23 protein-coding genes are annotated in these 23605 nt (G+C 38.2%); 1 reads left to right on the top strand and 22 read right to left on the bottom strand.

Features of this window, described 5'->3' with window-relative positions; translation table 11 throughout:
* Positions 1 to 9: 9 nt before the first annotated feature.
* The 21 genes from AB3219_RS06400 to AB3219_RS06300 form a co-directional block, all read right to left on the bottom strand.
* A complete protein-coding gene (locus AB3219_RS06400; RefSeq protein WP_263749485.1) occupies positions 10 to 1737 on the bottom strand; it encodes a phospho-sugar mutase in 1728 nt (575 codons plus the stop codon).
* Between the two features lie 183 nt (positions 1738 to 1920).
* Complete coding sequence (gene trxB, locus AB3219_RS06395) at positions 1921 to 2862, bottom strand: thioredoxin-disulfide reductase (protein ID WP_057806733.1); 942 nt, start codon at positions 2860 to 2862, stop codon at positions 1921 to 1923.
* A 170-nt stretch (positions 2863 to 3032) separates the two neighbouring features.
* Complete coding sequence (galU, locus tag AB3219_RS06390; RefSeq protein ID WP_057806735.1) at positions 3033 to 3941, bottom strand: UTP--glucose-1-phosphate uridylyltransferase GalU; 909 nt, start codon at positions 3939 to 3941, stop codon at positions 3033 to 3035.
* A 24-nt stretch (positions 3942 to 3965) separates the two neighbouring features.
* Entirely contained in the window at positions 3966 to 4982 is a 1017-nt protein-coding gene (locus AB3219_RS06385) for an NAD(P)H-dependent glycerol-3-phosphate dehydrogenase (RefSeq protein WP_216754286.1), read from the bottom strand.
* 69 nt (positions 4983 to 5051) lie between these two features.
* Complete coding sequence (lgt, locus tag AB3219_RS06380) at positions 5052 to 5894, bottom strand: prolipoprotein diacylglyceryl transferase (protein ID WP_216754293.1); 843 nt, start codon at positions 5892 to 5894, stop codon at positions 5052 to 5054.
* Between the two features lie 15 nt (positions 5895 to 5909).
* Positions 5910 to 6851 (bottom strand): HPr(Ser) kinase/phosphatase, encoded by a 942-nt coding sequence (hprK, locus tag AB3219_RS06375; protein WP_057806741.1) that lies wholly within the window; start codon positions 6849 to 6851, stop codon positions 5910 to 5912.
* Between the two features lie 35 nt (positions 6852 to 6886).
* Positions 6887 to 7243, bottom strand: coding sequence for a phage holin family protein (locus AB3219_RS06370; RefSeq protein ID WP_216754285.1), 357 nt, complete (start codon positions 7241 to 7243; stop codon positions 6887 to 6889).
* Between the two features lie 15 nt (positions 7244 to 7258).
* Positions 7259 to 7591, bottom strand: a complete 333-nt coding sequence (locus AB3219_RS06365) for a PspC domain-containing protein (protein ID WP_216754284.1) — start codon at positions 7589 to 7591, stop codon at positions 7259 to 7261.
* A gap of 199 nt (positions 7592 to 7790) precedes the next feature.
* The gene (phoU, locus tag AB3219_RS06360) at positions 7791 to 8468 is read right to left on the bottom strand and encodes a phosphate signaling complex protein PhoU (RefSeq protein ID WP_057806746.1); all 678 of its coding nucleotides are present in this window, start codon (positions 8466 to 8468) and stop codon (positions 7791 to 7793) included.
* Positions 8469 to 8485: 17 nt separating this feature from the next.
* Positions 8486 to 9241, bottom strand: coding sequence for a phosphate ABC transporter ATP-binding protein PstB (gene pstB / locus AB3219_RS06355; RefSeq protein WP_216754283.1), 756 nt, complete (start codon positions 9239 to 9241; stop codon positions 8486 to 8488).
* 14 nt (positions 9242 to 9255) lie between these two features.
* The gene (gene pstB / locus AB3219_RS06350) at positions 9256 to 10029 is read right to left on the bottom strand and encodes a phosphate ABC transporter ATP-binding protein PstB (protein WP_260365500.1); all 774 of its coding nucleotides are present in this window, start codon (positions 10027 to 10029) and stop codon (positions 9256 to 9258) included.
* A gap of 45 nt (positions 10030 to 10074) precedes the next feature.
* Positions 10075 to 10962 (bottom strand): phosphate ABC transporter permease PstA, encoded by an 888-nt coding sequence (gene pstA, locus AB3219_RS06345; protein WP_263773351.1) that lies wholly within the window; start codon positions 10960 to 10962, stop codon positions 10075 to 10077.
* Complete coding sequence (pstC, locus tag AB3219_RS06340) at positions 10959 to 11882, bottom strand: phosphate ABC transporter permease subunit PstC (RefSeq protein ID WP_216762540.1); 924 nt, start codon at positions 11880 to 11882, stop codon at positions 10959 to 10961. Before pstC ends, pstA begins: the two co-directional genes overlap by 4 nt.
* Positions 11883 to 11960: 78 nt before the next feature.
* Entirely contained in the window at positions 11961 to 12815 is an 855-nt protein-coding gene (locus AB3219_RS06335) for a phosphate ABC transporter substrate-binding protein PstS family protein (protein WP_311735520.1), read from the bottom strand.
* A gap of 212 nt (positions 12816 to 13027) precedes the next feature.
* Positions 13028 to 14458: an ATP-binding protein gene (locus AB3219_RS06330; RefSeq protein ID WP_216762537.1), complete on the bottom strand. Its 1431-nt coding sequence runs from the start codon at positions 14456 to 14458 to the stop codon at positions 13028 to 13030.
* A complete protein-coding gene (locus AB3219_RS06325; protein WP_263773352.1) occupies positions 14427 to 15146 on the bottom strand; it encodes a response regulator transcription factor in 720 nt (239 codons plus the stop codon). Before AB3219_RS06325 ends, AB3219_RS06330 begins: the two co-directional genes overlap by 32 nt.
* Positions 15147 to 15173: 27 nt before the next feature.
* Positions 15174 to 16290, bottom strand: a protein-coding gene (gene prfB, locus AB3219_RS06320) for a peptide chain release factor 2 (protein ID WP_216754277.1) whose coding sequence is annotated in 2 segments (ribosomal slippage) — positions 15174 to 16217 and positions 16219 to 16290 — 1116 coding nt in all. Because the reading frame shifts where the segments join, the coding sequence is not laid out codon by codon here.
* Positions 16291 to 16375: 85 nt separating this feature from the next.
* Positions 16376 to 18742 (bottom strand): preprotein translocase subunit SecA, encoded by a 2367-nt coding sequence (gene secA / locus AB3219_RS06315; protein WP_057805845.1) that lies wholly within the window; start codon positions 18740 to 18742, stop codon positions 16376 to 16378.
* A 232-nt stretch (positions 18743 to 18974) separates the two neighbouring features.
* The gene (gene raiA / locus AB3219_RS06310) at positions 18975 to 19541 is read right to left on the bottom strand and encodes a ribosome hibernation-promoting factor, HPF/YfiA family (RefSeq protein WP_216754213.1); all 567 of its coding nucleotides are present in this window, start codon (positions 19539 to 19541) and stop codon (positions 18975 to 18977) included.
* Between the two features lie 138 nt (positions 19542 to 19679).
* Positions 19680 to 20369, bottom strand: coding sequence for a ComF family protein (locus AB3219_RS06305; protein WP_263773353.1), 690 nt, complete (start codon positions 20367 to 20369; stop codon positions 19680 to 19682).
* Entirely contained in the window at positions 20335 to 21684 is a 1350-nt protein-coding gene (locus AB3219_RS06300; protein ID WP_263773354.1) for a DEAD/DEAH box helicase, read from the bottom strand. The genes AB3219_RS06305 and AB3219_RS06300 overlap by 35 nt, the downstream gene beginning before the upstream one ends.
* A gap of 48 nt (positions 21685 to 21732) precedes the next feature.
* Here AB3219_RS06300 and AB3219_RS06295 point away from each other — a divergent pair, with 48 nt between their 5' ends.
* Entirely contained in the window at positions 21733 to 22371 is a 639-nt protein-coding gene (locus AB3219_RS06295) for a YigZ family protein (protein WP_216754210.1), read from the top strand.
* 28 nt (positions 22372 to 22399) lie between these two features.
* Here AB3219_RS06295 and AB3219_RS06290 read toward each other — a convergent pair whose 3' ends face one another.
* Positions 22400 to 23590 carry a glycosyltransferase family 4 protein gene (locus AB3219_RS06290; protein ID WP_057805837.1) on the bottom strand — a complete coding sequence of 397 codons (1191 nt, stop codon included), beginning with the start codon at positions 23588 to 23590 and terminating at the stop codon, positions 22400 to 22402.
* Between the last annotated feature and the right edge of the window lie 15 nt (positions 23591 to 23605).

Below are 23605 nucleotides of genomic sequence, written 5' to 3'. Positions count from 1 at the left end.
AATTTGGAATTAGGCTTCAATAAATGCATCAAGTGCTTTTTCAAACGCCGCAATTTTTTTCTGAGCCTCTGCATTGTCTGATCCCACAGTACCTACATAAAATTTAACTTTAGGTTCTGTACCAGATGGCCGAATAGCAATCCAGGTTCCATCTTTAAGTTGATACTTTAAAACATTTGAAACAGGTAGTGCAATCTTTTTGCTTGTACCATCAGTAAAAGTTGTCACCTGTTTTTCAAAATCCTCTAAGGCAGTTATAGGTTGACCTGCAAAATCAGCTGGTCGCTCTTCACGGAATTTAGTCATTAAGTCGGCCATTTCAGTCTTACCATCTACACCAGGAAAGTCTTTTGAAATTGTTTTTTCTGCATAATAACCATATTTAGCAAAAAGATCCTGCAAGCCATCATAAAGTGTCTTACCTTGCTTACGATAATAAGCAGCAATTTCAGCCAACATCACAATTCCTTGAATAGCATCCTTATCACGCACAAATGGTTTAATCAAATAACCATAGCTTTCTTCAAAGCCAAACATAAAGGTGTGTTCATGCGTTGTTTCATAGTTTTGAATCTGATCCGCAATAAACTTAAAACCAGTTAAAACATTGACCATTCCGACACCATGATCAGCAGCAATTTTGGTTGCTAATTCGGTTGAAACGATTGATTTTACCGCCACCGCATTTTTTGGTAACGTGCCATTTTCTTGACGTGCAGTCAAAATATAATTCAACATTAAAACAGCCATTTGGTTTCCAGTTAATAATTGATATTCACCATCAGGTTGACGAACTGCTGCTCCCAAACGATCTGCATCTGGGTCTGTGGCTACTAACAAATCAGCCTTTTGTTTTTTACCAAGTTTAATGGCCAAGTCAAAAGTTTGTGGAAACTCAGGGTTAGGAAATGGCGTGGTAATGAACTCAGGATCCGCAGTTGCCTGTTCAGGAACCATCGTAAAGTCATTAAAACCGGCATTCTGTAGTGCACGGTTACCCAAAACTTTTCCTGTTCCATGTAATGGCGTGTAAATAAGTTTCATATCTGCACCATAATCCTTGATCAAGTCAGGATTAATTGTCACAGTTTTCACTTCAGCAAGATAAGCCTCATCAACATTTTCACCAATCAAAGTTAGAAGCCCATTTTGACGTAGCTCGTGCTCGTCTGCAACAGGAACATCAAAGATATCAGTAACTTTTCGAATGTAACTTGTAATCTTATCTGATTCAGTTGGTGGCATTTGCCCGCCATCTGGTCCGTAAATTTTATAACCATTATATTGTTTAGGGTTATGACTTGCTGTAATCATAATGCCCGCATAGGTATGTAAATGACGCACTGTAAATGAAAGTTCCGGAGTTGGACGCATATCATCAAAAACAAAACTAGGAATATGATGTGCTCCCAAAACATGGGCAGCCTCATGTGCAAACTCTTTAGAATGGTAACGAGAATCAAAACTGATCGCAACCCCTTGCTGTTTCGTTTTTTCATCCAGTTCATCCATAAAATTAGCAAGTCCCTCAGTTGCCTGACGAACTGTATAGATATTCATGCGGTTAATCCCAGGACCCATCACACCACGCATTCCTGCAGTTCCAAATTCCATTGGTGCATAGAATGCTTCCTCCAGCTTTGCATCCTGCCCAGCTAGTTGTGTTAATTCCGTTTTTAATCCTGGTTCTAGATCTTCTCGTTTAATCCATGTTTGATACGTATCTTTCCAGCTCATGTCTTAACCCCCAAAAAATATTGGCATTTTATTTGTTTAACAGTCTAAGTATACAACAAACTCACTAATCAATTTAACCGTTTTCTTTGGTATAGGTCAATTTTAAGGTTCATTTATACTTTTTCCTAAATTATTAAAAAAGTTTCGGGGAATTTAATTTCCTCGAAACTTTTTATTTTAATATTATTTAGCGGTTGCTTTAGCTTTCAAATCTTGAATATATGAAAATACTTGTTGCCCAGCAATACCACCTTCGCCAACTGCAGTCGCAATTTGACGAAGATCTTTTTGACGAACATCACCAACAGCAAAAATTCCTGGCACGTTGGTTTGCATATGATCATCAGTTGGGATCCAACCATTTTCATCCAAAATTGGTAAATTGTGAAGATTATCTGTCATGGGATGGTTACCAACATAGATAAACACACCAGAAGCCTCAATCATGCTATCTTCACCAGTTTTATTATTATTAACTTTTACACCCGTAACTTTTTGATCGTCACCCAAAATCTCGGTAACGTTACTATTCCAAACAAATTCCATTTTTGGATTAGCAAAAGCACGTTCTTGAGTAATTTTTTGTGCACGTAATTGATCACGTCGATGAATAACCGTTACTTTGGAAGCTAATTGAGTCAAATAGATACCCTCTTCAATGGCAGAATCTCCACCACCGACTACAATCAGATGCATTCCTTTGAAAAAGGCCCCATCACATACCGCACAGTAGGAAACACCGCGACCACTATAAGTATCTTCACCAGTCACACCAAGCTTCTTATACTCAGAACCAGTTCCAATCACTACCGCCTTAGTTTTAAATTCATCGGTATCGGTTTTTACAACTTTAACATCACCCTGGTCGTCAATTTCTTGAACACTACCATAGGCATACTCTGCACCAAACTGAACAGAACTATCATACATATCTTTGGCTAAGTCCGGTCCTAAAACGGATTTAAAACCAGTATAGTTCTCAATCGCAGCCGTATTGTTCATTTGACCACCATAAATACCGCGATCTAACATCAAGACAGATAAGTTAGCTCGTGAAGCATACAGGGCAGTTGTCATGCCTGCAGGACCTGCTCCAATTACAATGACATCATATTCTTTTGCCAAGTGTTTCCCCTTCTCTCAATAGATGATGATAATAATATACTATCAACGCAACAAAATGTCTAATATTTTGCTTACAATTAGTTAGCTAAAATGGCGTTACTCATAACGAAACTGGCAATTCCAGAAAGCTCCGGTAATTGCCAGTTTCGTTTACTTATTCGTTTATAGAACTATTTTGCTTTTTTACTAGCTTTGTCTTCTTCAGTTAGTTTGGCACCCAACTTCTTGATGTACTCACGTAAATCATCTTTTACTTCAGGATGTTTTAACCCATATTGAATATTGGTCTGTAAGAAACCGAATTTATTACCAACATCATGACGTTCACCTGTAAAGACATGTGCAAACACGCGTTGTGTTTTGTTAAGTTCATTAATGGCATCCGTTAATTGAACTTCATTGCCCTTACCTGGTTTTTGATGTTCCAAAACATCAAAGATTTCTGGAGTTAACAAGTAACGACCAATGATTGCATAATCACTTGGTGCTTCTTCTGGACTTGGTTTTTCAACAAAACTTTCAACGTTAAACAAGTCAGGTTTAACTTTGGCTTGAGGTTTAATAACACCATACTTTGAAACCTCTTTATGAGGAACTTGCATAACAGCTAAGGTTGAGGCATGAGTTTCCTCGTATGAATTCATGAGCTGTTTAGTCAACGGAATTTTGTCTTCCATTAAATCATCACCAAGCATGACAACAAAGGGTTCGTCACCCACAAAGTCCTTGGCCATTAAAACAGCATCACCTAAGCCACGTGGATGTGATTGACGAATAAAGTATAGATTAATGTCAGTTGTTTCTTCAACTAACTTTAAAAGATTATCCTTATGTTTAGCCTTTAGATTATTCTCAAGTTCTGGAACAGAATCAAAATGATCTTCAATGGCTCGTTTCCCTTTACCAGTCACGATCAAAATATCTTCAATTCCAGCTTTACGAGCTTCTTCAACAATAAATTGAATAGTTGGTTTATCTACAATTGGCAACATTTCTTTTGGTGAAGCCTTAGTTGCGGGTAAAAATCTTGTTCCTAATCCAGCAGCTGGAATAATTGCTTTTCTAACTCTATCTGACATAAGTAACGCTCCTTTTTAATTTACTTATTCAATTTCGGGTTTGCCTTCGCGATCCATCAGTTCTTCGATGGCCGTTTTAACATCTTTACCATTGTACAAAACGTCATAGATGGCGGTTGTAATCGGCATGTCAATATGATTTTGAGCAGCCAATTCGTACGCTGCTTGTGTTGAAGGAATTCCCTCAATAACCATTCCCATGGTATCAATCACTTCTTTTAAAGGCATTCCTTGTCCCAATTCATTCCCAGCACGCCAGTTTCGGGAATGGACACTAGTTGCCGTAACGATTAAATCACCAACACCGGACAAGCCAATAAAGGTCAACGGTTTTGCTCCTAAAGCTACACCTAATCGACTAATTTCAGCTAAACCTCGGGTCATCAAAGCCGCTTTTGCATCGTCTCCATAGCCTAAACCGTGAAGAGCACCAGCGCCCAAAGCAATAATATTCTTAAGAGCTGCCCCTGTTTCTACACCGATAACATCGTCATTTGTGTAAACACGGAAGTACTTATTCATAAACAATTTTTGAATCTTTTTGGCAGCTTCCTGATTTGTGCTTGCTGCTGTTACCAAAGTGATGTCTTTTTTAGCAACTTCTTCTGCATGACTAGGACCTGACAAAACTACAATAGCTTTGCGATTACGTTCTGGAATTTCTTCTTCAAGCACTTGAGAAAGACGTTTGTGCGTTCCCTGTTCCAAGCCTTTGCTGGCATGGACAATAATTGGCTTGTTACCAGTTTTTTCCAAAACTTCAACCATTTCGTTAGCCACTAGACGCATTACCTTAGTCGGGACAACAAACAAAACTACTGCAACACCATCAAGGGCTGCTTCTAGATCATCATAAGCAACTAACTTATCCGAATACTTAAATCCCGGAACATAATGTTCATTAGTGTGCTTATCATTTAATTCCTTGACTTGCTCAGGCATGTTTGACCAAACTCGAACATCATTTCCGTTCTCTGTTAACATGTTGGCCAAAATACTACCCCATGAACCAGCACCTAATACCGCAATTTTCTCAGACATCAATATAACTCCTTATAATTAATCATTTCTTGATTTACATTTCTATTATCCAACACTCGCCGCGATTACTCAACTTTTCTGCGGATTTAATTCGTTTCCATCTAAATACCATGGATTATTGGGCATCCGTTTTCGTCTAATGAGCCATAATGTAATCCCACCAACAAACAAGACGACCGACAAGACTTGCGAAACACGAATAACGTTTCCAATCATTAAACTATCGGTTCTCATTCCCTCGATGAAAAAACGTCCGAATGAATACCAAATAACGTAACTTAGAAAAACCTCACCTCGTTTAAATAAGTTTTTCCGATGACGAAAACTCATCAAAAGAATAAAACCTAAAATATCCCAAAGTGACTCATACAAAAAAGTGGGTTGGCGATAGGCACCGTCAATAAACATTTGTTGAATTATAAAATGGGGAATATGTAAGTTTTGCAAAAACTGTAATGAAGTAATTCGCCCAAAAGCCTCTTGATTCATAAAGTTTCCCCATCGACCAATTCCTTGTGCCATTAAGACGACCGGTCCTGCCACATCAAGCATTAGCCACACTGGAATCCATTTAGATCTGCAGAAAAAGTACACAACTATCCCGGCACCAATTAAGGAACCATAGATGGCAATACCACCATCCCAAATCGCAATAATCTGATCTGGGTGTTGTGCATAATAGGGCCATTCAAACGCCACATAATAAGCCCGTGCTGAAATCAAAGCCACTGGTAACGCCCAAAGGATCATATCATAAATATCATCCGGATTAATTTGTCGTTTTTTCCCCTCGCGAACAGCTAAAAATGTTGCAAGCACAACCGCACTTGCAATGATCACACCATACCAATGAATTTCAAATGGTCCCATTTTTAATGCAATGGGGTTTAACGCTCCTAGTAAAATTCCCACTCCCGTCATCTCCTGCTAATTTTTTTTGGAATTATCTTTAATCAACTCATTTAAGTTATCATCAAAGACTTTCGTAGCATCGTAGCCCATGTTTTTAGCTCTGAAGTTCATCGCTGCAGATTCAATAATGACGGCCAAGTTACGTCCTGTTCTTACAGGAATCGCAATTCTTGGGATTTCCACGTCAAAGAATTTCCGCGTTTGTTGCCCGTTACCTAAACGATCAAACTGTTTATCATCATCCCAGTTTTCCAAATGGACAATCAGGTTGATATCTGTTTCAGTACGAACCGCGCCTGCTCCAAATAAATTCATCACATCAATAATACCAACCCCACGAATTTCTAGAAGGTGACGCAGGATCTTGGGAGCTTCACCAACTAAGGTTTGCTCATCTTGTTGATAAACATCTACGCGATCATCTGCAATTAAACGATGGCCACGTTTAACAAGTTCCAAAGCCGTCTCACTTTTACCAACCCCAGAATCACCCGTTATTAATACACCTAGTCCATAAATATCAACTAGCTCACCGTGAACTGATTGCCGTTCAGCTAGCTTGCCTTCCAAAAAGTTAGTCATATTACTTAATAATCGAGAAGTTGGTAGCGCCGATCCCAAAACTGGAATATTTTTAGCTTTAGCCGCCGTTGTCAGTTCCTCTGGAATCGGTAAACCACGCGAAATAACAAAGGCAGGTGTGTCGTCATGTGCCATTCGTTGGTAAACATCTAAACGTTCTTCACTTGTCATACTGCCCTTTGCATATGAAATTTCGGTTCGGCCAAACAACTGAACCCGTTCATGAGGATAGAAATTAAAATACCCGGTTAACTCCAAACCGGGTCGCGAAATATCACTAACCGTAATATCTCTCTTCTTTAAGAATTCTTTTCCAGAATAAACATCTAAGCGTGTTGATTTTACTAGATCCGCTACTTTTACACTATCTGCCAAAAATAAAACCCCCTGTGATTTTATTACTCAAACTACTATCGATTAATAAAGTAATTTGAAATGATCGCGTTTAAAATGGACATCAGCAACGCAATCCACATTGTCATCCCAAATGATGAGAAATAAAAGCTTGCTGGTCCAACCAAAAAGGAGGTTAATTGTAAAATAACCGCATTGATTACAATACTAAATAACCCCAATGTTAAAATTGTAATTGGTAAGGATATTAACTGTAGGAAAGGTTTGACTGATGCGTTCAAAACAGCCAGCACTAAACTAGCTCCAATGGCAACCCACACGCTGGTCACAACAAAGCTTCCGCTATTTCGGTAAAACCCAGCTAAAGCAATAAAAATAATTGCGTCAACCACTACTCTTTGCCAAAATTTCATAAAACGTTCTTCCTCCTATTTCTGATGTTTAGAAGTTGGATCGTCCTCTTCTTGTACATCCTTAATAACTTTTCGTTTTCTTGTCTTTGGTTGTTGAGGCTGCTCAAAACCCGTAAAGAAGTTTTCAGTAAATCCGCCCATGCGTTGTTCCTGGCTTGCTGGTATTAACCAAGCTAATAATGCATAAATTAAAATGCCTGGCCAAACGTGAGCAATTAAGGTTAAGATCACAAAAGCCACTCTAACAATTGAAGCATCAATGGCAAAGTAATTAGCAATGCCACCCAAAACTCCAGCGACCATCCGACTATTTGATTTTGTAAATTTTCGTTTTGAATTTGATTTCATAAGTTATTCACCTCAAGTTATTGATTAGTTATATTCTACAGCTTGTGAAGCGTAATTGGCAAACTTAACCACTGAAAATAAAAAAGTGTTAAAAAAGCTTTAAAATTCCACCTAATCTAGATAATTTCTGTCACGAACAGTTCAATGAAATTTTCCAAACTACAGGTCAGCTTTTTCAACAACTTATTAAATCTTGCTCTTAACTTTCTTCAGGGTGACGATCAGGAGTTAATTCCGCAAGATGCCCAGTTTCATTGTAAACTACCCACTCGGCCACGTTACTAATATGATCCCCAATTCTTTCCAAGTAACTAGCAACCATTAGGTAACTAGTACTGCCCTTAATTACCTTGGCATCTTGTTTCATCATTTTAATAATTTTCTCTCTTACTTCAGCATATTCTTCATCAATTTTTTGATTCGTGTCGGCAATCTTTTTGGCACTCGTTTCATCCTCTTTAACATAGGCATCCAAAACCTCTTCCAGCATGGCACGCACATTATTTGTCATTTCGGCAATATCGTTTTCAATTTCTGCAACCCGATGCTCACCTTTCAATTGAATAGATTCACGTGCAATTCCCACCGCATGATCCCCAATTCGCTCCAAATCAGAACTTGCTTTCAAAACAATAATAATGCGTCGAAAGTCAGTGGCCACCGGTTGTTGAAGAGCAATCAACATTAATGCCTGATCTTCTAATTTGATTTCCTCTTCATTAATTTCTTCATCATGTCTAATCACTTGTTGCGCCAATTCCTTGTCATGATCAATAAAAGATTTTGAAGCTCGATAAATAGCTTCACTTACATTAATTCCCATTTCTGTGAATTTACCATGCAATTTTTTTAACTCATCTTCAAAGATTCCACGCATAACTCCTACCTCCGTTTTTAACCAAATTTCCCGTTTAAGTAATCACTAGTCTCTTCTTTCTCAGGTGTCAGAAAAAGTTGTTTTGTAGGTCCTGATTCAACCAATTTTCCATCAAGAAAGAAGGCTGTTCGATCTGAAATACGCGATGCCTGTTGCATATTATGAGTCACAATGGCAATCGTAAATTTATCCTTAATGTCCAGTAACATATCTTCAATCTTGCCCGCCGAAACTGGATCTAACGCACTAGTTGGTTCATCCATTAAAATAATTTCCGGTCGAACGGCCAAAACACGCGCAATACAAATTCGTTGTTGCTGGCCACCCGAAAATGACAATGCATTTTCGGTTAGTTTATCCTTCACTTCATCCCAGACCGCAGCTTGTTTTAAACTGATTTCAACGCGTTGTTTAATAGTGGCACGATCTTTTACACCAGCTAAACGCAGGCCAAATGCAACATTATCAAACACAGAAAACGGAAAAGGATTGGGTTGCTGAAAAACCATTCCAACACGTTTTCGAAGCTCGACCACATCCGTTTGCGGGCGATATATATCTTTGCCATCTAATTTAAGACTTCCCGTAATCGTGACATCGGCGACTAGATCATTCATACGATTCAAGCAACGTAAAAACGTTGATTTACCACTCCCCGATGGCCCAATTAACGCGGTAATTTCCTGTTTAGGAAAATCAAGATCAATTCCATGTAAAGCTTCATGTTTCCCGTAATACAGGCGAACATTTCGCGTTGTAATGACATTTTCCATTCTCTATTCCCCTCCTAACCAAAATTACCAGAAATATAATCCTCAGTAGCCTGAATATGTGGGTTGGTAAAAATGTTTTCTGTACGATCAAATTCAATCACATGACCCATATGAAAGAAGGCCGTATAATCACTGATTCGAGAAGCTTGTTGCATGCTATGGGTCACCATAATTATCGTATATTGCTGCTGTAAATCGTGTAGGGCCTGTTCGAGTTTTCCCGTTGAAATGGGATCTAAGGCACTTGCTGGCTCATCTAACAACAAGACATCGGGGTTCATGGCTAAGGCTCGTGCAATACAGAGACGTTGTTGCTGCCCACCTGATAGAGCTAAAGCACTTCGATTCAAATCGTCTTTTACTTCATCCCACAAAGCCGCCTGTTTTAAACTTTTCTCAACTCGTTGCTTTAATTCCGTTTTATTTTTGATCCCCGCTTTTTGAAGCGGATAAGCTATATTTTGAAAAATTGATTTAGCAAACGGATTGGGGCGTTGAAAAACCATTCCTACGTGCTTTCGCATTTCGTACACATTAATATTGCTTGCATTAATATCAATTCCTTGATAAAAAATTTTCCCTTGTACAGTTGCAATATCATCATTCATTCGATTAAGGCAGCGCAAAAACGTCGATTTTCCTGATCCAGAGGCCCCAATCATTGCTGTAATTGCATGTTTAGGAAACTGTAAATTTCCATCATACATTGCATGATAATCACCATAAAAGACCTGCAAATCTTCCGTAGCCAATCCAATGGTGGTCTTAGTTGAATCAAATTTATGAATATAATTTTCCGTTAACGAATAAGTTTTCACTTAAACCACCTCATTTTATTTTGATGCCGTTACTTTTCGGTAAATACGGTTTCCTGCCCAGCGAGCGGAAAAATTAAAAATTAACACCGCTAGAATTAAGACTGCTGAAGCTCCGACCGATACTGCACTTGCATCTGGCATAATTCCTTCTGAATTAATTTTCCAAATATGCACAGCCAATGTTTCTGCAGGTCGCATTGGGTTCAATGGACTAGTAGGACTGAACGGATTCCAATTGGCATAATTCAACATCGGAGCACTTTGACCGGCCGTATAAATTAAAGCTGCGGCTTCACCGAAGATCCGCCCTGCGCTTAATATAATTGCGGTCAAAATTCCCGGAAGAGCTTCGGGAAAAATTACCCCCAGAATCGTTTGCCAGCGTGAAAAACCCAAAGCTAGCCCAGCTTCTCTTTGTAATTTAGGTACGGCCGCCAATGAGTTTTCAATACTGCGCGTTAATAATGGTAGATTGAAAAAGGTTAAGGCAATTGCTCCTGACAAAATTGAAAATCCCAGTTTAAATTGAACAACAAAGAGTAAAAAACCAAACAAACCAACCACAACTGATGGTAACGAGCTTAAAACTTCAATTGCAACCCGAATTGTATTGGTTACCCAATTTTTAGGCGCATATTCGAATAAGTAAATTCCAGCACCAAGTGCAATTGGGAAAGAAATAAGCAACGTTAAAATTAATAAATAAAACGAATTAAATAGTTGGTCACCAATTCCGCCACCCTTTAAAAAAGCTTGAGAAGGCGAGGTTAAAAAGTGCCATGATATATGAGGAATACCGGTTACCAAAATGTAACCAATCAAAGAAATAAGAATCAATACGACAATGCCAACTAAAATTCCAATAATCGCTGTTGCCAGTTTATCCATTCTTTTGGCGTTCATTTTGTCAACCTCCCTTTTCGGCCAATCAAGCGAACAATCAAGTTAAATGCTAGTGACATTAATAGTAATATCAACGCTAGGGACCACAATGCGTTGTTTGGTAAAGTTCCCATAACTGTATTTCCCATTCCAGTCGTTAACACACTGGTTAGCGTTGAAGCCGGAGAAATTAAATTATGTGGTAATAACGACGCATTCCCAATGACCATTTGAACGGCCAATGCTTCACCAAATGCCCGTGCCATCCCAAAAATAATTGCCGTTAGCAAACCAGGCACTGAAGCTCTTAAAACAACCTTATAAATGGTTTGCCATCTCGTTGCTCCCAGTGCTAGCGACGCTTCTCGATAAAATCTCGGAACCGAGCGGAGACTATCTACATACATTGATGTTATTGTTGGTAAAACCATAATAAACAACACAATAGTCCCTGCCAAAATTCCAAAACCAGTTCCTCCAACCAACTTTCTAACAACGGGCACAACAATGGTTAACCCAACGAATCCATATACTACAGAAGGAATTCCAACCAACAGTTCAATTACTGGTTGTAGGATTTTTTGACCTCTTTTGGGGGCGATTTCTGTCATAAATAAGGCCATGGCAATCGCAAATGGTGTCGCCAACAGTGCTGACAATACCGTAACCGAAAACGAACCTACAATCATTGGTAAGGCACCAACTTCTGGCGTGCCATTTTTACTTACCTGACCAGGATTCCAATCCTGCTTTGTAAAGAAATCCCACGCTGACACATGATTTTCAAAAAAGGTAGCCAATCCTCTGGACGCAACTAAATAGAAAATAGCTGCTACCAGCAATCCAATAATAAATGTGCAGACAAAGGCAATTATTCGACCATAACGATCCTGTCTGGTTGCTTTCGATGATTTGGTTAATTGACGTTTAATTTCATCCAAGTTTTTCACAACCTTTCTCCCTCAGATAATAAATTGTACTAAGACACTTAAAGTAATTTAATTAGACCTATCATGATGTTAATTTTTATGCACTTTTCCATGTTGATCTCGGATAACTTGCATATCGTGAATTGAAATGTATCCTAAATCTGTAATTAACTGCTTTTGTGAACTTGGTGATTTAATATAGTTCAAAAATTTCTGCGTCTGTTTATCTGGTTTTCCTTTGGTATACATATGTTCATACGACCAAATTTTCCAACGATTATTCATCACATTTTTAGCTACCGGTGTCACACCATCTAATTTAAGGACACGTACTTGATCATTTACATAAGAAAAAGAAAGATAACTTATGGCTCCTGGCGTTGCAGCCACAATTTTTTGAACAGTTCCATTTGAATCTTGTTCTTGCGATTGAATAGCTGTTTTACCATTTAAAATAATACTTTCAAACGCATTTCGAATTCCGCTTCCTTGAGCTCGATTGATAATCGTAATTTTTTGATTTTTTCCGCCAACCTGACGCCAATTGGTAATTTTACCGGTGAATATTTGTGCTAATTGGTGGCTCGTTAAATTACGAACCGTGACCTTTTTATTGACGACGGGCGCAATACCAACCACTGCTACTTTATGATCTACTAATAAAGAAGCCTTGATCCCTGCTTGATTTTCTGCAAAAACGTCTGAATTTCCAATTGTTACGGCGCCAGCTTGAACTTGACTTAAACCAGTACCAGACCCGCCACCTTGTACCGTGATATTAACCTGCGAATTTTTTAACTGATAGTTTGTGGCCGCTCTTTCTACAAGTGGCTGTAAAGCCGTTGATCCTACAACTGTGATTGATTGACTTTTTTTAGCACCGCAACCAGTCAAACTGAACACAGCAGCAAAGATAATCACAATCAACCCCACAATTCGTTTCATTTGTGCCATCCCCTCTCACCTTTCACCTCTGAGTTTAGCAACCTTGTGTTTAGCTATCGTGTTGTTCATGTAAAGGTTGTGTAAAGGTTAGAAACAGGTATCTAAATCCTAGTCAGTAATTACGTTTATTCTCTAAAAAGCGCACAAAAAAACACCAACGAAAATTACTTTTCATTGATGTTATATACGGATTTATTTCTAATTTATCACATTTAATATTCAGGACTCGGCTTCCACTCTTTAGGAAAAGTTAAAATAAATTGAGAACCTTTCCCTGGTTCTGATTTCAGACGAATTTCGCCACCAAGGTTTTTGACACTCTCAGCAACAATTGGTAAGCCCAAACCAGTTCCACTAACTAGTTCACCCGGTTTATTTGCGTTAACCCGATAAAAGCGTTCAAAGACCTTATGTTGTTCTTCCGGGGCAATACCAATACCATCATCTTCAACGATTAATTTCCATCGATTTGTTACCTCTTCATAGGACAACTTCACATGGCCGTGTGGGCGATTATAGCGAATCCCATTTGCAACCAGATTCTTAATGATTTGACCTAACTGTTGGGCATCTGTTTGAACCTTCACGTTCTCTGGAATTTGATTGGAAACTTCAACTTGATGCAGCTGAATTCCTCGATGTAATAGCTTAATCTCTTCCTGCCCTAAAGCAGCCAAATTACAATCGGCAATTTTTAAGGATTGTTCTCCGCCTGACTGAGTCCGTGAAATGGACAAAATATCATCTGCCAAACGAACCAACTTGCGACTTTCTTTTTGAATAATTCGCAAAAATTCATCAAGTTTGTCAGGATCATTTTTGGCACCATTCATTAAGGTTTCAGCAAAACCGGAAATAGCGGTAATTGGTGTTCGAAGTTCATGACTAGCATTGCTGACAAAATTTAATTGCATCTGTTCAACTGTCCATGCCTCCGTAATATCATACAGTAATACAATAACTTCAAAATGATGATGAACCTGTTTATTATAAACAACCGTTGCTTCAACCACCTTTTCACTCGGTTCACGCTTTAAATGAATCGTCCGATGATGGCTTCGCTTCGTTTCAAAAGTACGTTCAATTAAAGCCTGTAGTTCATTTTGATTAATATCCATTGTATAAGGATGCGGATCTGTTTTAATTTGCAATTGAAGCAAATCTACAGTTGCCGGATTGGCTAACTGTACTTCCCGATGGCGATTAATTACTAAGACTCCCACCGGTAAATTATTTACAATGGCTTTTAATTCGTTACCCTGATTAGTTAAATTATGAATCTGATGACGATCATGCGATTCAATTTGGTTAACCGTCATGGTCAATTCGTAAAATGGATCATCTTTAGGTAAGACGATTTGACTTGCTTTTTCACCTTTTAAAACTTCTTGCAGTTTTTCGTTTAATGCTGCTTGACGCAATTGCGATTGGCGAAGGTTGCTCCAATAAACAACGACTTCGATGGCCGTTACAAAAATTGTAATGGCAAATAACAAAACATAGTTGATTTCTCTAGCACTAAAACTATGTTGGCCCTTCTGAACAGCCTTTAAAACTAGGAAAGCCATTAACAAATTACCAATAAAAGTGGTCAAGAAAAAGCGCAAGGTTCTATTCAGCATTTTTTTTCGTATTGAATTCATATCCAAAGCCTCTCACCGTTAAAATTAATTTTGCATCTTTGGGATTATTCTCAATTTTATCACGCAAATGACTAATATGAATATCAACCATTCGTGTTTGACCAGCATAATCATAACCCCAAACCGCATTTAATATTCTTTCACGACTTAAAACATGATCCGCATGATCCCATAAATAGACTAATAATTTGTATTCATTGGGGGTTAACGAAATTTTTTGTTGGTTTTTTCGTACTTCATAGCGATCCAAATCTAATGAAAGATCATCTACATGACGTATTTGAGAAGATGTTTCAGTTGCTAAAACAGGTTGATGGCCATTCTCTGTCCGCCGTAAAACTGCCTTGATTCTTGCAATCAACTCTCGTGGACTAAATGGTTTGGTTAAATAATCATCAGCGCCAATTTCAAAACCAACTATTTTATCCAATTCATTATTTTTCGCAGTTAATATAATAACCGGAGTATCCTTTTGCATCCCACGAATTTGTCGAATGGTTTCTAAACCATCGATTCCTGGTAACATAAGATCCATGACAATCAAATCAGCATCATTAGTTTTTAACCATGTTAGAGCTTGATTGCCTGTTCCTACACTTGCAACCTGAAACCCCGCTTCATTCAGATTGTAAGTGAGCAATGTCACAATTGGCGGCTCATCGTCAACAACTAAAATTTTCTTATTCATGGCTTTGCCTCCGATCACACAAGGTATTTATTTGGGATTAGCCTGCTGTAGTTTCCACTGAAGATATGCATCAATAAAACCATCTAAGTCTCCATCCATAACGCCGGAAACATTAGCAGTTTCGTAATTTGTTCGATGATCCTTGACCATTGAATAAGGATGAAACACGTAAGAACGAATCTGCGAACCCCAGCCAATTTCTAACTGTTTTCCTTCAATTTTAGCACGTTGTTCAGCTTTTTTTTGTTCTTCACGTTCATATAATTTAGCTCGTAGCATCGACATCGCAGTTTGTCGATTTTGTAATTGTGATCGTTGAGCCTGACTAGCAACCACAATTCCAGTTGGTAAATGCGTAATTCTTACAGCCGAAGAAGTCTTATTAACATGCTGTCCACCAGCACCACTTGAACGATAAACGTCCACGCGCAGATCGTCTGGGTTAATTTTGACCTCAACTGAATCGTCGAGTTCGGGCATCACATCAACAGAAGCAAACGAAGTATGACGACGCCCGGCAGCATCAAAAGGTGAGATACGAACTAATCGATGGACACCTTTTTCGGATCGCAAATAGCCATAAGCATTATGGCCAGCAATAACCACACTGACACTATTAATACCCGCTACATCTCCCGCCTGATAATCTTCAATCGTGACGGTAAAATTATGCTGTTCAGCCCATCTTGTATACATCCGAAGCAACATAGCCCCCCAGTCCTGCGATTCAGTACCACCAGCTCCTGGATGAATTTCAATAATTGCATTATTTGCATCATATTTTTCATTCAGTAAAAGTCCCAAACGATAATCTCTTAAAGCTTTTTGCGTACTTGCAAAATCTTGTTCAAATTCGGTTTGCATATCTGCATCGTCTTCAGCCTCTAACAGTTCTTCAGTGACCTCTAAATTTTCCACTTGTGTTTGTAACGCATGAAATTGATCATATTTTTGCTTTAATAAATTAGTTTCATCGATCAATTTTTGAGCCTTTTTTTGATCATTCCAGAAATCTGATTCACCCATTTTGGCTTCGTTGATCGAGATGCTTTCACTTAGTTTATCAAAGTCAAAGCGACCCCCTAAAGTCTGCGACTTCTTGGTTCATTTGATTAATTTGTTTCTTTGCTTCACTTAATTCCATTTTTTTAGCTCCTTAATTTTTAACTTGAAAAAAAGATTGGTCAAAACATAACGTTTTGATGCCAATCCTCTCTTTCTAACCTGAATTATCGTTGAATATTTTGACGAATTTCTGACTTCAAGAATAGACGCGTTGCATCATATTCAATATCTGAAACCATTTCTTCAAACATGCGATAACCATCAGATTGATATTCAACTAATGGATTTAATTGTCCATATCCACGCAAACCAATTGATTGACGAAGTTGGTCCATTGCATCAATATGCTCAGTCCAATGTGCATCAACAACACGTAAAATAACAACTTTTTCAAATTCCAACATTTGTGCTGGATCATATAATTGTTTTTCTTTTTGAGCATAAATTTCTTTTGCTCGTTTCAGCAAATAGCCTTTAATTTCTTCAGGTGTTTTCTCAGTTAAATCACTAAGCGAAATACTATCTTCATTAACCATATTGGATTTAGCAAAATCTAATATAGTTTCGAGATCCCACTTCTTCTTATCAGTTCCTTGCGTATGCACATCAACCACCTGGTTCACTGTGCGTTCGATCATTGGAACCATGACATTCTTCAAAGAAGTCTTTGCCATAATCACACGTTGACGTTCACTATAAATCACTTCACGTTGCGCCCGCATAACGTCATCATACTGTAAAACATTTTTACGTGAATCATAGTTATTACCTTCAACACGTTTTTGTGCAGACTCAACCTGTTTGGTGATCATTCGACTTTGAATAACCGCATCATCATCAGAAACCTTAAGCCGTTGTAACAAATTCTTGATTCGCTCAGAACCAAAACGAATCATCAAATCGTCTTCCAGTGATAGATAAAATTGTGACATACCAGGATCACCTTGTCGCCCAGAACGGCCACGAAGCTGATTATCAATTCGTCGTGACTCATGACGTTCAGTCCCAATGACAGCCAATCCGCCTAGTTCTTTAACTCCAGGTCCCAATTTAATATCAGTTCCTCGACCAGCCATATTAGTCGCAATTGTAACAGCGCCTTTTTGACCGGCATTCATAATGATTTCGGCTTCTTTGGCATGGTTTTTGGCATTTAAAACAACATGCGGAATTTTCTCTGTATCCAGCAAATGTGATAAATGTTCAGAAGTTTCAACTGCCACGGTACCAATTAACATCGGTTGGCCCTTAGCGTGTAACTGTTTGATTTCATTTACTACCGCATTGAATTTACTATCTAACGTTGGATAAAGCAAGTCAGCACGATCATCACGAATCATCGGACGGTTAGTTGGGATTGAGATAACTTCCATATTATAAATTTCACGGAACTCTTCTTGTTCTGTTTTAGCAGTACCTGTCATTCCTGAAAGTTTGTGATACATACGGAATAAGTTTTGGTACGTAATGTTGGCCATTGTTTTTGTTTCTTCTTGAATTTCAACATTTTCTTTGGCTTCAATCGCTTGATGCAGCCCATCAGAAAAACGACGACCTTCCATAACACGACCAGTAAACTGATCAACAATTAAGGCCTCGCCATCTTGCACAACGTAGTCCTTGTCTTTTAACATAATGTAATTTGCACGGAGCGCTTGATCTAGATGATGAGTCAACGAAGCGTTATCTACATCATAAAGATTTTTCAAATTGAAATACTTCTCAGCTTTTTCAATTCCAGTATCAGTTAAAGAAATTGATTTTGACTCCCAATCAATCTTATAATCTTTCTCCGCAGTCAAAGTCTTGGCAAATCGATCTGCTCGCCGATACATGTGAGTACCATTTTCAGATTGTCCAGAAATAATTAATGGTGTTCTGGCCTCATCAATTAAAATTGAATCAACTTCATCAATGATTGCAAAGTTAAGTGGTCGTTGAACCATGTCTTCTTTGTAAACAACCATATTATCACGCAAATAATCAAAACCAATTTCACTATTAGTGGAATACGTAATATCAGCCGCATAAGCTGCCCGTTTTTCTTCTGGTGATTTTTCAGCAATATTTAAACCGACACTTAAGCCAAGCCAGTTATACAACTCACCCATTTCAGTAGCGTCACGGCCAGACAAGTACTCATTAACAGTTACAACGTGTACACCTTTGCCACCCAAAGCATTTAAATAAACTGGCATAGTAGCTGTTAAAGTTTTACCTTCACCAGTTTTCATTTCGGCAATATTACCTTCGTGTAGCACAATGCCACCCATAATTTGAACATGGAATGGGAAAAGACCTAAGACTCGTTTTGCACCTTCACGAGCAACAGCAAATGCTTCTGGTAAAATATCGTCTAGCGTTTCGCCTTTTTCTAGCCGAGCCTTAAACTCAGGCGTTTTAGCTTGTAAATCTGCATCTGACAATTGACTGTATTCATCTTTGTATGCTTCAACTTTATTAGCCAATCGATCCAAACGTCTTTGATCACGCTTGTCACTTTCAACCCATTTTCTTAATACATTAGCCATTCAACAATTCCCCTCTTAAATCTAAACTCTGTTAATTTTTTTAAATTACATATTTGTTATTCCAAAAACTTGTAGACCATATAACATTTTAACATTACTACACCTATTTTTAAACAAAAAGAGTCAGAACTCGATACCAAACTATACAAAAAAACTGGAAAGCCAACAGCTATTTTTAGGGTTTACCTAAATTTAAGCTCCTGATTTCCAGTTTTAAACTTATTTTATTTAATTAATCATTGGATTCAATCAAACCATAGCGACCATCATTACGGCGATATACAATGTTTACATCATCCGTTTCTGCATCTTGATAAACGAAGAAGTCATGGCCCAACATATCCATTTGCAAAACAGCTTCTTCACTATCCATTGGTTTTAATGAAACCCGTTTTGTTCTGACAATGTCAAATTTTGACTCTGATGAATCAGTATCTTCACCATCGTCCACATCAACGTCAGCGTTAGGAATCTCAACCCCTTTAAAGCCTTTTTCACGAGATTTACGATTAATTTTTGTTTTATATTTGCGGATTTGGCGTTCCAACTTATCAGTTACCAAATCAACACTTGCATACAGATCAGGTGATGTTTCTTCAGCTCTTAGTACCAAATATGGAAGTGGAATTGTAACCTCAACCTTAGCTGTTTTATCTGGATGAACCTTTAGGTTTACATGGGCCTTAGCGTTCATACTAGAGTCAAAATACTTCTCTAGTTTACTAATGCGTTTTTCCACATAATTTCTGATTGCTTCTGTCACTTCAATATTTTCGCCACGTACATTAAAATCAAGCATAAATCTTCTCTCCCTTCAGTAGCAAGCATCTGTGCTCGCCCAAACACGATATCGAAAGGACCACTCTTCTAATATCTTGCTTAATTCCATTATAAATGAAAACGCTATTTTAAACAAATGAAAAACGAGAAAAAATTATTAACGACATAACGTGATACTTTCAACAGTCCTACAGCCGGCTGCATACAGTGTTTCTGCAGCATGCCGAAGTGTTCTTCCTGTTGTATAGACGTCATCGAGTAATAAAATCTGCTTATCTTTGATCTGTTCTGGACATTCTACATCAATTTGAAAATGATTACTAGTTTTCAAGCGTTCATGCCGTTTCTTTTGCGACTGTCGCTTTTCATCTGCATTACGTTTCATATTCAAAATTTCAATTATTTGTAAATCTTCAAGTAATCCTGTTACTTGATTGAACCCACGCGTTTGCCAAGTTTGATCATCAATCGGCAACGCAACCAAATAATCTGCTTTACTCTGTGCTGCAATAAATTGAGAAAAGGCTCTCGCAAATACGTGACGTAATTGATAGTGTCCTTGAAATTTGTAGTCGTGCATATACTGCTTCATTGTGGCATCATACTGATACAGGGCATGATTAACAAAATGATAATTAACTTTAGCTTTCCATTTTTGACAATCTTGACATAAATTCTTTGAACCCTGATGACGCCCGCAACCTACACAACTTGTTTTAAATCTAATTTTATGAAAAGTACCTAAGCATTCTGCACACGTGGTACTTATTCGTTTTCTTTGTGGAAGTATTAAGGATCCCAACGGCCACGCTTCACGTATCTGACGGTGACACAGAAGACATTGCATGTTCTTCCTCCTTCGCTTTTCGATTAACGAATTTGATTTGTTGAATCGCTCTCTTAACCGAACGAGATAATCCCGCACAGATAAATAAGACATTTCCCGTTGGTCGTTTTGGACTACGCCCCACTCGTCCTGCAATTTGAACCAGCGCTGCAGACGAAAAGGTGTCATCGTCCGCCCCTAATACACAAACATCGATTCCAGGGAAAGTAACACCTCGTTCTAAAATTGTCGTCGTAATCAGCCCATCAATCTCATGCTTTCGCATTGCCTGCACCTTTTCTAGTCGTTGTTCATCTGCTGAAAAGACGGTGGTTATTTTTAAACTGGGAAATATTTTTGCAACTGCTTTTAACACAAATGGTAAGTACTTAATGTGGGGAACAAAAATTAAAAACTGACGATTGGCTTCTTGACAGTTTTTAATAAATCTTTTCAAAGGCCTAATCAACTTTTGGGCATACATTTTAGAATACCAATTTAAAACTAATTTAACCTGAATTTCTGGCAATGGAAAACCATGAAACCGCCGAGGTAAATAACTGACGGCAAGCTGTTTTTGACGCACCTTTTTTAACAGTTCTTCTCCTGGAGTAGCTGTCAAGAATAAACACGAACCAGTCTCTTTCTTGGCTTGTGTAGTAGCATATAATAATTTTTTGTTTTGAGCATATGGAAAAGCATCCACCTCATCAATAATCAAAACGTCAAAAGCATGGTAAAATCTTAATAGTTGATGAGTTGTGGCAATAGTTAATTGTGTATAACGGTAAGACTCAGTTTGACGGCCATGAAGCAACGCAATGTCAACCTGCTTAAATGCTGCTTGTAGCCGTGGAAAAAGTTCTAAACAGACGTCCACACGCGGCGAAGCTAAACAGACTCGTTTCCCCGCTTGTAAGGCTTCATTAATTCCAGGAAATAGCATTTCTGTTTTTCCGGCACCCGTCACAGCCCATAAAAGATGGTCTTTGCCATGATTAAATGAGTGAATCACTTCTTTTGAACACCGTAGTTGGCTTTCTGTAAGCTTACCTTCCCAAGTTAAATAATGCGCAAGTTGTTTAAATTGGTTAGGTTCTTTAAGCGTGAAAAAGTTTTCTAAAGTTGTGACTCTTCCTAATTGAATACATTCAGGACAGTAGAACTCTTGTCTGGGTAATTGAACGAGTGATTTTACAAACCAGGTATTGCAACGCAAGCAATGTACACGACCCTCATTGACAGCCATGGTTGGCATCTTGATAGTTTTGATTCCTTCGTCTTTCCAGTTTCGTGTTTTCAAAACTAGCCGCCCATAAAATTCGGATTTGTTCATTTTTATCACCCAGTAATTAAGTACGCAAAAAAGAAAGGTAAATTTTCCATGACCAGTAATTTTATTACAATTTCTAAAAACGGTACTCACGAACTTGAAATCAAAAAATCACGTTTTATTGCGACTGCTTTCCGCATTCAAAACGAAACGGATGCACTTAATTTTATTGATCAAATTAAGCTTAATCATCGTAAAGCCAATCACCATTGTTTTGCATACATGATTGGTAATGATAATTATATTCAAAGAGCAAGCGATGATGGTGAGCCCTCAGGAACTGCCGGAGTTCCAATTCTGGAAGTACTTCAAAAAAAGAATGTCCATAACGTTTTAGTGGTGATTACCCGCTATTTTGGCGGAATCAAGCTTGGTGCCGGTGGGCTAATTCGCGCATACAGTAATTCCACGTCCCAAGTATTAGACGAAATTGGTCTCGTCGAACGCATTGAACAGACCACCTTAGTTCTAACGATCGACTATTCACAATACGACCCAGTCACCCACTGGTTAAGCACACACGATCTTATCGTTCAAAATACCCAATATGCGGAAAAAATCACGATAACAATTCCGGTGATAACTGAACATATTGAACAATTTAAACAAAACATCACAAATCTTTTAAACGGTCACGTTACTTTTCAAACGACTGGTAAACAATTTAACGAAGTACCAGTAAAAAAATAAACATTAAAAACTACCCAGTGAGTAGTTTTTAATGTTTATTTTTAGAATCGGTATCATTTTGTTTTTTTTGTTCTGCTTTAATCTTTGCAGCTCGTTGTCTTTCTTCGCGTTCATTTTCCAATTGATCGCTGGTTTCTTTAGATGTATTTGAAGTAACAATTTTTTGAATCCAATTCAAAAGCGGTCTGCGGTCTTGACCGACCAACCCAATTGCTTCCACAAATAATTCCAACCCAATTAAAATACCAATTGTTAACAAAACTGATCCCCAAATTGGTGAGATCGGATATAACAGTGCAATAAAAGAAAAGATCAGTGAAATACCATAAATCACAAAAACAGTTTGTCGATGCGTTAATCCCATCTGCATTAAGCGGTGATGTAAATGACGTTTATCTGCTTGCGAAATCGACTGTTTGTTTAAAATTCGTCTCAACATGGCAAAAACCGTATCGGTAATGGGTACACCTAAAATCATAACTGGAATGATAACAGATATAAACGTGGCATTCTTCAATCCTGATAACGAAAATACCGAAATCATGAATCCAATAAACAATGCACCGGTATCGCCTAAATAAATACGAGCTGGAAAAAAGTTGTAGGGTAAGAACCCAATTTCAGCTGCTACCAGTGTAAAAATCATAATAACCGTGTAAATGTTAGGCGTCGGCAAGAAGAAGAGTCCCGTAATTCCCGTTGTAAATAATGCAATAATGGAAACACCCGTCGCCAGCCCATCCAAACCATCAATTAAATTGATCGCGTTGGTAATCGCCGCTATCCACAAATACGTGATTGGAAAGCTAAGCCAACCCAATCCAACCGTTCCTAGAAATGGAATCGTTAACGTGGTCATTCGTACATTGGCAAAGACGAAAACTTCAATTGCTGCAAGTGAAATACCGATCATTTTTTGATAAGGTTTTAGGACAAAAATATCATCAATTATTCCTGTTAGGACAATGATACATTCACCACCAAAGATTCCCCACAATTGCCTTGTAGGAATTTGCGCTCTCAATAGAAAGAAAGTGGCAAAATTAAAAGCAAGAAAAATTGCCAAGCCACCCATTGTGGGCATTGGAATTTTATTTACCCGCCGTGCAGAAGGCTCATCTACTGCGCCAACTTTAAATGCGAGTCGTCTAACAAACGGCGTTAGTACGGCAGAGATAATTGCTGTCGCAAATAAGCTTACAATAATTTCAAATCGCATGTTAGACCTCTTTTC

Origin of the sequence: Pediococcus ethanolidurans (genome assembly GCF_964062635.1) — a bacterium.
Classification (GTDB): Bacteria; Bacillota; Bacilli; order Lactobacillales; family Lactobacillaceae; genus Pediococcus; species Pediococcus ethanolidurans.
The sequence above is the reverse complement of the archived record's forward strand: the minus strand, read 5'-3'. Positions and strand labels throughout refer to the sequence as shown.